General features: G+C 50.7%; 5 protein-coding genes. 1 reads left to right on the forward strand and 4 read right to left on the reverse strand.

What is annotated here, in order from left to right; all coding sequences use genetic code 11:
* Positions 1 to 121: 121 nt before the first annotated feature.
* The 4 genes from murI to QZW47_RS24850 all read right to left on the reverse strand — a co-directional run bounded on the left by murI (position 122) and on the right by QZW47_RS24850 (position 5293).
* A complete protein-coding gene (murI, locus tag QZW47_RS24835; protein ID WP_293133107.1) occupies positions 122 to 1024 on the reverse strand; it encodes a glutamate racemase in 903 nt (300 codons plus the stop codon).
* A 72-nt stretch (positions 1025 to 1096) separates the two neighbouring features.
* A complete protein-coding gene (locus QZW47_RS24840; protein WP_293133109.1) occupies positions 1097 to 2890 on the reverse strand; it encodes an N-acetylmuramoyl-L-alanine amidase in 1794 nt (597 codons plus the stop codon).
* Positions 2891 to 3464: 574 nt separating this feature from the next.
* Complete coding sequence (locus QZW47_RS24845) at positions 3465 to 3926, reverse strand: hypothetical protein (protein ID WP_293133111.1); 462 nt, start codon at positions 3924 to 3926, stop codon at positions 3465 to 3467.
* Positions 3927 to 4273: 347 nt separating this feature from the next.
* On the reverse strand, positions 4274 to 5293 hold the full coding sequence (locus tag QZW47_RS24850) for an alpha/beta fold hydrolase (RefSeq protein ID WP_293133113.1): 1020 nt from the start codon (positions 5291 to 5293) through the stop codon (positions 4274 to 4276).
* 422 nt (positions 5294 to 5715) lie between these two features.
* Here QZW47_RS24850 and infC point away from each other — a divergent pair.
* On the forward strand, positions 5716 to 6157 hold a 442-nt coding region (infC, locus tag QZW47_RS24855), incomplete at its 3' end, for a translation initiation factor IF-3 (RefSeq protein ID WP_293133116.1).

Raw genomic sequence — 6157 nt, forward strand, 5'->3', positions numbered from 1 at the left:
ATTTTCGATTAAAGAATGGGGAATGACTTGTCACATAAGGGTTTGGAGTTTCCCTACCGTGCATTCCAGTGGCAAACAGCGGTAATATTTGGCCGATCGCGCGATCGATAAAATTTCGGGCTTATTCGACAGATTCCACAGATACGGGCGATGGCTTACGCCCCGCTTCGCTACGTGCAACTGTCGGCAGAGTTACTTTTTCAACCGCAGGAGTACAGCCCAGCCACTGCACCGACAAATCCGCAAACTGCTGCGGGGCGCCGCTTACGCAAAAACGAGTCGGCAGCGCAGCACCAGGATTCCGCAGCCCCAAAACCTCTAATTCTCGGGCAGCAGCAGCCACCACGCGCACCGCAGGATCGATTAAATTCACTCCAGCAGGTAAGAGCGATCGCACGACGGGAGCCAACAGCGGATAATGAGTGCAGCCGTAAATCAGCGTATCGATGCGCTGCTGGATCAAAGGAGCCAAATATTCTCGCGCCACCTCAGAAGTATAAGGATCGTGAATCCGGTTTTGCTCCACCAGCGGCACAAAAGCCGGACAGCTAACCTGCCATACCCGACAAGAAGCGTCCATTTCCAAAATCGCATTTCGATAAGCATTGCTAGCAGCCGTCGCCGGAGTGGCGATGACTCCGATCCGCTTGCCTTGTTGCACCGCAGCCTGCGCCCCCGGCAAAATTACTCCCAGCACCGGAATGTCAAACTCAGCCTGCACCATCTCCATCGCCAAAGCAGAACTGGTGTTGCAGGCCATAATCACCATTTTCACATCTTGTTCCACCAGCCACGCCATAATTTCGCGGACAAAATGCACAATTTCTGACGCCGCCCGAGTGCCGTAAGGCAGCCTTGCGGTATCTCCAAAATAAAGTATTGATTCGTTTGGCAATTGTTTGTATAACTGCGTCAACACAGTCAAACCGCCCACTCCACTGTCAAAAATACCGATTCTTTGTTGTTTGTTGTCTGTTGTCTGTTGACTGTTGTCTGTTGTCTGTTGTCTGTTGTCTGTTGTCATTAGTTACCAATTCCCAATTACCAATTACCAATGCCCAATTACCAATGCCCAATGCCCAATGCCCAATTCCCATTACCTTTGTTGAAGATAATATAAGATGCCGCGAGCGATCGAAGCGGCCATTTGGCTGCGGTAAGCTGGATCGGAAAGTCTCGCAGCATCCTCAGCACCCGTCACAAAACCGACTTCCAGCAACACAGAAGGCATAGAACTTTTCCTCAAAACATAAAATCTCGCCTGTCGCACCCGGCGGTCATTAGCCCCCGTCCCGTCCAAAATACTGGCGTGAATCACCCGGGCTAAATCTTCCCCACTATCGAAATAATAAGTCTCAATCCCGCTAATATCGGGGCGACTCATGTTAATAGCGTTAGCGTGAATGCTGACAAACAAACTAGCATTGACCCGCGATGCCAAAGAAACTCTCGGTTCCAGGTCGATTTCGCTGTCGTCAGTCCGAGTCATTACGGCTTGCACGCCCTGCTGTTCCAGCAGCCTCGCCACTTGATAGGAGATATCTAAAACAATCTCTTTCTCCTGAATTCCCCCAATCCCGACTGCCCCGGGATCGCGGCCGCCGTGGCCCGGATCGATCGCCACTACCACGCGGCGGTTAGAAGGCTGGGGCAAATCGCCCGCTCCGAGAGTCCTTATCGGCAAACGCTGCGGATTGGTAGGACGAGTCAAAGGTGGCTGCGCGCTAGCACCCGAGGACGATCGCAACTGCAAAGACAGCAACTGCGAGCTCGGTCTCGTCACCCTGCCTACCTGTACCCCCGATCGCGGCTGCACCCAAATCACGACTGTCTCCGCATCTTCCTGGCTGGCGGTAAACGATACAGGACTGTTGCCATCGAGCTGAGGAATTTGCCCGAAGAGCGAACTAGAAGCGAGCCGAATCCAGTAAGCTCTCGACGCTTGATCCCAGCCGCTGGTATAGGAGACTTGGCGGTCAGTTCTAATCGCCAATTGTGTGCCGTTGCTGGCTAAATCAATCGACTGAACTCTGGCTAAAGTTCCGGTTGCGGGCCTGCCAACTGTTAAAGGCGTTGCGCGCGTGAGGATTGGCGAACTCGCACCCCCTGGCGATAGGAGCACCCCGCCGGAATTGCTCACAGACGCCCGCCACTGAGTGTTAGAACTTTTCATCCGCAAAGTGACCCGCGTAACGGGCGGGTCAGTTGGTAGCTGTCGGACTTCTATCTTGTCAACTCCGTACTTGCCGTTGGTTTGAGGCTGTTGGCCGCCTGCCCCGGGTGCTAAAGTAGCTCCTTCAATATCGAGGGTGGCGATGTCCCCGGCCCGACTTTGTTGAAAATTAATTTGGGGGCGACCGCCCGCAGTGCGGATCAAAAAACCGTCGGCCGTCACTTGAACATTTTGAACTACAGTCGCCTCGCTCGATTGGGCGGCCGTTGCTGAAGGTTCAAGCGATAACCTTTCTCCCCCAGGCTCTGCAACCGGATTTTGAGTTGCTACTGGCACCGGCGTTGGCAAATCCACTGTCCACTCGCTAGGAGAAATCCCTCGGAATTTTACTTGCTGGGGGTCGAGAGTAAACCCGTCTCTGAGTTCAACTACAATTCTGGTCGTATCGTCGTCAAACTGCCCGATTCGCACTGATTCGATCGCCCCTGAGAGCGGTTGGTTGACCGAGGGACGGCCCAGACTTGTCCCCGGTAAGTCGATTACCAACCGTGTCGGGTTGAAAATCAGTTGAGCCTTGGGTTGTACCCCCCCGTCTGTTGTAATGTAAAGCCGGTTCTCTGAAGCATCAAACCGCCAAGATTGCAGCCTAGCTGCTTCGGCGGCTCCGGCGAGCAAAAATACACTTAAGAAACTCGGTAGTAGCCAGTGGAATTTCACGACAATTTTTTCCTCGTTTGCGTTACTGCCAAAAGTTGTTCGGGCGCTGCTTGCACGGTGGGCTTTCAGCAGTTAGCCACCAGCCGACCCGAGGCTCGCGAGCGTCAGTTTTTGGCTCTAATTGACTTTTTTATGCGTTAACAAGCTCCAAAATCCCAGAATCTCGCATTTTTGAACTTTCCGGTATATTGGGGGGCGATCGGTTATAGGCTGACTGAAAGATTGCTGGTACAAGGGAAGGTATTTATAGCAGAAGCAAGAATATAACTGGAATTTGGCTGCTGGAACAAGTAAAAAAAACAAGATTTCTGTGATTGAGAACGTCCTCACTGTCTTGGCAGTTGCTATCTTTTTAGGAGCCAGAAACCAGGTGTTTCTTGAAGCTTGAACGTACAAGTTAAAAACTTGAATTTTTCGGCTCTTCTCGGGACGGGTTTCATAGCTCTTTAATATTATGCCAGCTTGTTACAACCAAGGTAATTATCCGCTTGATTGTGGCGTGTTGTTCTCAGTTTTCACAGACCACCCCGACAATTTAACAACCTACCTCGGGAACAATCCGGATTTCCCATATCTATCTAACTTTTGAAGGCCGCAAAATGTTAGTCGCAGACTGACTGACATATCCTTTGGCAAAAGCTTTTTTGCTGGCAGCTTGACAGTTAAATACAACTACATAGCGCCCCTGTTCTCTTTTTTTTGTTTGATTTTTACAGTCAGGGCGTTTTGCTGCTGCTTCCAAGTGCCGTTGCGCGATCTTACCCCCCAAGGTGACACTATGATAGCTAGTCCATGCTTTTTGCAGTAACCGGAGAGTGTTTTTTGTCACCTTGGCGGGCCATGCTTTGTCCTCAACCCTCTTCTTGGATCGTGCGCGATCGACAGTCAGAGCATTCATTGGTTGATCGGGTAAAAAGTTTTGACCGGAGATATTGTTATCGCAGTTATAAAGTTTTTTCGACAGCAAAAACAATCGATCGGCTTCTGGATAAAACCTGTGATTTGGTTTGATGACCTGCCTTTCGACTAACTGCATAACTTGTATATGTACTACCAGTTAGAGAACATACACTATCTTGGCGATTCTGTCAATCTCTCAATTGCCCAAAAAAGCATCGTAAAATTAGAGAAATCACCTCACCCACAGACGCAGAATTGCTAGAACACAGAAGTCGCCCACAGCAAAAAAGTGGTTTATGTTAGTTTCAACCCCCATCAGCGACCCGCTCCGTCAATCTTCAATGGGAAAATCGACTGATTCTCAAGTGAGGGAAGTTTTGTAATACCATACCACCGGGTGCGATCGACTTCTCACAAGTTTATTTTGAGCCGTATCGATAACCTGCAAGTTATTTTTGGCAATTAGCAACCCACCGCCTCCAATCAAGGGCGCTGCAATTGGCGATCGCCGGCCGTTGTAAAATTCCGGCTCATCCAGTTCAAAATTGCTTGATTGACTTGTTCCGGGCATTCATCTTGGGGACAGTGACCGGCATTGTCTAACTCCACGAGCTCTACACAATTGGGATTGCATTCGACAAATTGGTGGGGTCGCGCGAAGCGAGGGGGAATCATCCGATCTTGTTTGCCCCAAATTAACAGCATCGGGATTGTTAAATTTCGCATCACAGTCTTGACACCGGGGCCGACTTGAGCACTGCCTACAGCTTTAAATAAGGCACAGAATGCCCGGGCCGCTCCCCGATCGCCCGCAGGCCCTGCTAAGATTTCTACTAATTCGTCGGTAACAGCATCCGGGCTAGCGTAGGCAAAGGCCACCCAGCGGCGGACAAACGAAGGTTTTCGGGCAAAATAAAACAGAGGCCTCAGGACGATCGGGGAAACAAACCAACTCTCAATCGTGACGATCGCCGGCAGCAGCCATGCGGGCACCGCCTCGGCTCGCACAGAGGGGTCTGGGAGGCTAATCATTACCGTGCCAGCTACCATGTCCGGGTGAGCCGCCGCCGCAGCCAGACAAATCAGCGAGCCGATCGAATTTCCTGCTAGGATGACCGGTTCTCTGATAAAAGTCAGCCAAAAATCATAAACTTGCTGCACCCACACAGATACGTCGTATTTGACCGCAGCTTTTTGGGAAGCGCCAAACCCCAACAAATCCAAGGCGTAAACCGTGTGGTTTTGCGCGAGGGGGGCGAGATTTTGGCGCCAGTGGCCGATCGAAGCTCCAAATCCGTGAAGTAAAATAATTGGCATGGACGATGTCTGGGGAGCTAGGGTGGCCGCTGCTGGCTCGGAAACTGCGGTGCCGCCAGATGACTCAAGGGCCGGGCGCAAATAACTGTAGCGAGTTTGCCAACCGCGCCACACCCAGTCTCGTTGAGTTCCCACCCGCTGGTGCCATTGCAGAGAATTTGTCAATTTTGCCTCAGCTCGCAACATAAATTTACACTTGCTTCTACCTATTCTACAAGGCAAATCAGGGGACTTGGCCGGCAGAGCAGACACTCTCGCAGAGGGGGAACTCGCAGCCTTTTTACCTAATGGTTAAGGCTTTACCTAGAATTTTTGGTCTGGTGGCGATCGCGATCGGCCGTACTACGGCCAGGGCCAGGGTGTGAAGTTAAAATAAAAGTCAGCAGAAACTCAGCCAGACTGAGTAGAATAGCAAGTATTGTAAGACTTCATTTACGATCGTTAAAATATTCCCCAACGATGAAGCTGAGGGGAGACAGGGCGCTGTAGTACGTCCGGTAAGGGTAACACCTGACAAAACGGTTGGTTCGGACAACTGAAATATTGACCGATAAAACCCGTAACTACAACGAAGCTTCACTATTAAACTACTGCTTGTAAAACCATTCATGCCTGTGATTGAAAGAAGACAAAATCGCAATCTACCCCAGATCAACGAAAATATTCGATACCCCAGAATCCGGGTGATCGATACTGACGGCGCGCAACTAGGGATATTGACACCCGCAGAAGCGCTGCGTCTGGCCGAAGAAAAAGAACTCGACCTCGTACTTGTCAGCGACAAAGCTGACCCGCCCGTATGCCGGGTAATGGACTACGGGAAGTACAAATTCGAGCAGGAAAAGAAAGCGCGAGAAGCAAAACGGAAGCAGCACACTGCTGACGTGAAGGAAGTGAAGATGCGCTACAAAATTGAAGAACATGACTACCAAGTGCGCCTCAAACTAGCAGACCGCTTTATCAAATCTGGGGACAAAGTAAAAGCCACGATCATGTTCAGAGGTCGGGAAATCCAACACAGTAACCTAGCAGAGGACTTGCTCAAGCGCA

It is taken from the genome of Microcoleus sp. bin38.metabat.b11b12b14.051, from assembly GCF_013299165.1.
GTDB lineage: Bacteria > Cyanobacteriota > Cyanobacteriia > Cyanobacteriales > Microcoleaceae > Microcoleus.